The following is a 377-nucleotide window of genomic DNA, read 5'->3' as shown; positions in this document are numbered from 1 at the left end:
GCTACACCTACAAGGGCTACGACGGCTACGCACCGATAGCGGCCTACCTGGGACAGGAAGGCTGGTGCCTGGGCTGCGAACTGCGCCCTGGCAGCCAGCACGCCAATAACGGGTTTCTCGATACCCTCAAACGGGTTTTGCCCCAGGCCCGGGCACTGACGGACAAGCCCATCCTGTTGCGCCTGGACAGCGCACATGATGCCCGTGGCAATCGCGACTTCCTGCGCGAGCAGGATCAGGTCGATTTCCTGATCAAGTGGAACCCTCGCAAGCAGGATCCCCTGGCTTGGGCAGACAAGGCCCAGGCCCAGAAAGCCTGGTCGCTGGACCGCGACGGCAAGATGGAAGCGGTTCTGTCAGAAGACCTTCCAGATGAA

The 377-nt window shown here is 61.8% G+C and carries 1 protein-coding gene; it reads left to right on the top strand.

The window, feature by feature from the left end; genetic code table 11:
- The coding region (locus AC1RQI_RS17085; RefSeq protein WP_481905813.1) for a transposase at positions 1–377 on the top strand (377 nt) is incomplete at both ends.

The sequence above is a fragment of the Salicola sp. AFF1 genome (assembly GCF_056783195.1).
This window is presented reverse-complemented; position numbering and strand designations above follow the sequence as displayed.